General features: G+C 56.4%; 3 protein-coding genes. 2 read left to right on the top strand and 1 reads right to left on the bottom strand.

The features are described from left to right. Positions 1–763: helix-turn-helix domain-containing protein (locus ACEW8Q_RS01060; protein WP_373502199.1), on the top strand; the 763-nt coding region annotated here is incomplete at its 5' end. An 80-nt stretch (positions 764–843) separates the two neighbouring features. Then, positions 844–1,685, top strand: a protein-coding gene (locus tag ACEW8Q_RS01055) for an IS5 family transposase (RefSeq protein ID WP_373502198.1) whose coding sequence is annotated in 2 segments (ribosomal slippage) — positions 844–1,225 and positions 1,225–1,685 — 843 coding nt in all. Because the reading frame shifts where the segments join, the coding sequence is not laid out codon by codon here. A 52-nt stretch (positions 1,686–1,737) separates the two neighbouring features. Here ACEW8Q_RS01055 and ACEW8Q_RS01050 read toward each other — a convergent pair. Next, positions 1,738–2,380: hypothetical protein (locus ACEW8Q_RS01050; RefSeq protein ID WP_373502197.1), on the bottom strand; the 643-nt coding region annotated here is incomplete at its 5' end.

Below are 2,380 nucleotides of genomic sequence, written 5' to 3'. Positions count from 1 at the left end.
CGAAGTCCTCGCAGCACAGACCGGATTCAGACGGCTGCAGGCTTTCATCCGGATCGCCACGCAGGAGGACAGTTGCCTTGAGGTGAGCATGCGGCAGGAAGGCACCCAGATTCGCGTGATCTGTGACCAGGCACATTTTTCCCGTCACCCACATGTCTGTCTTGCAGAATGGCTCAACCTGCAGGGCGTTATTTCCATCGTGAGCGACCTTGCCGGACCGGGTTGGTCCCCGCCCGAGTTGACCTTTGTTTCTCGCCAGACCCCGCCCGAAGCTGCATGCGCAGCATACCCGAACACCCGAATACTGGTGGGTCAGGTGCACTCATCCATCCTGATTGACGGCGCGCTTCTCGCACGACCTTGTGGTGGAATGACCACACTGCCCGACATGATCCCCGTGTCGCTTGAGCAGCCGCACGGTCCAAATGGTCATGCTTGGGATTTTGTAAGTGTCCTGCGCATGATCTTGCAGCCCTACCTGAACAGGTCACATCCAGATATTTCCCTTGTCGCGGAGATCGTCGGTATGAGCACACGCACGTTGCAGCGCCGTCTTCACCAAAGCGGCATTTCATATTCCGAAGTCCTGCAGCAAGCACGCTTTGAGATTGCGCGCGGTCTTCTTGACAACAGCAGTGCCAAGATTGTCGACGTGGCGATGACGGCGGGTTATGAAAACCAACAACATTTCGCGCGCGCTTTCCGCCGCTTCACGGGTGTCACACCGACGACGTATCGCCGTACCGCGGCCGAGAATACCTAAGAGCCGATCCACGAACTTGTTGAATCGGATGAATCGGTTGTGGTTCCCTGTCGGGCAGATGATTCGTATGGGAGCAGCCGATGTGGAAGCCCGAACACCGCCTTGCTGCCGACCGCAGCGGACTGCGCTATCCCAGTGATCTGAACGATGCCGAGTGGGCGCTGGTCGCATCCTTCATTCCACCGGCACGACGTGGCGGGCGGCGCCGATCAGTGAATGTGTGCGAGGTTATCAACGCGATCTTCTATGTGCTTTCGACAGGTTGCCAGTGGCAGGCCCTGCCGAAGGATTTGCCTCCGAGGAGCACCGCGCATTTCTATTTCATGCTGTGGAACTGGGACGGAACGCTGGAGCGTATCCACGACACGCTCTATGTGGCGATGCGTGAAGCGGCCGGACGCGAAGCAAGTCCGAGCGTCGCGATCATCGACTCCCAGAGCGCCAGGGCATCTCAAAAAGGCGCTCTTCGATTGATCCGCAGGGGTTTGACGCGGGCAAGAAAGTCACCGGCAGCAAGCGCCACATCCTCGTCGACACGCTCGGCCTCCTGCTCGGGGTGAACGTTTTACAGGCCAACATTCAGGACCGTGATGGCACACATGATCTCCTGCGGCGCGTCCGGCGACGTTTTCCTTTCATCGAAACGATATTCGCCGATGCTGGATATCAAGGACCGAGAATGGCGAAGACCATCGCCGCGACCGGCAAGTGGCGGATCGAGATCGTCAAACGAACCGACTTACATCACTTCATCGTGCTGCCAAAGCGTTGGATCGTGGAAAGAACGTTTGCATGGATCAGCCGAAATCGCCGTCTCACCCGCGACTTCGAACGTCACGCCACAACTGTAGCCGCCTTCGTCCGCCTCGCAATGATCCGTCTCATGCTCAAACGACTGACCCGCTCAACACCTTGCCCATGAATCCAAACTTCTTGGATCGGCTCTAAGAGTCCCGGACCGGAGCAGTCCGGTCTCAGTTGTTCGTTGCTGGGCAAATGTCATTCGGCAGAATCGGCACAGATGCACCACCGTAGTAGTGGCAATATTTGTGCTTGCCTCTCAGTTCTTCGCTCGCCAGTTTTCCAGGAGGATACGTATCCTGAACGTCGACTTGCCCACCGAGGCCCCGATTGGTCACTGGGCATTGATTTGATGGTCCCACAGTTAGCGCCCCACCATCGGAATAGTAGCAGTACTTAAAGAAACCATCGACCCTATCACTGACATACTCCCCGTCCGCCAAAGCCGGAGATATTGGCAGCATAAGGCCAATTGCAATGAGAATACCTCTGTACATGCGGTTCTCCATGAAAACGGAATATCGTGATTGGGCAGCCGAGCAATTGCGTCGGTAACTCGGCTCTACTCTTCTCAAACATTGAACGAAAGACATAACTGCTCCGTATCCCTTCGCTAGCGGCCGCCTGGCATTGATTTCGATGTTGGAGATAGTTGTCTGAAGAGTGGCGCGATGATCGTGGGGGATGTCCCGCTCAATGTAGAAAATTGGAGTGAGGTTGGCGTTGCTCTCCTCGAGCCGTAGGCTCGGGGTGTTCAATCCTGAATGGAGAGCAACACCATGAAGAAAGCTACCACGTCTATCGAGGCGCTTGCCA

The sequence above is a fragment of the Aestuariivirga sp. genome (assembly GCF_041738905.1).
Taxonomy (GTDB): domain Bacteria; phylum Pseudomonadota; class Alphaproteobacteria; order Rhizobiales; family Aestuariivirgaceae; genus Aestuariivirga.
The sequence above is the reverse complement of the archived record's forward strand: the minus strand, read 5'-3'. Positions and strand labels throughout refer to the sequence as shown.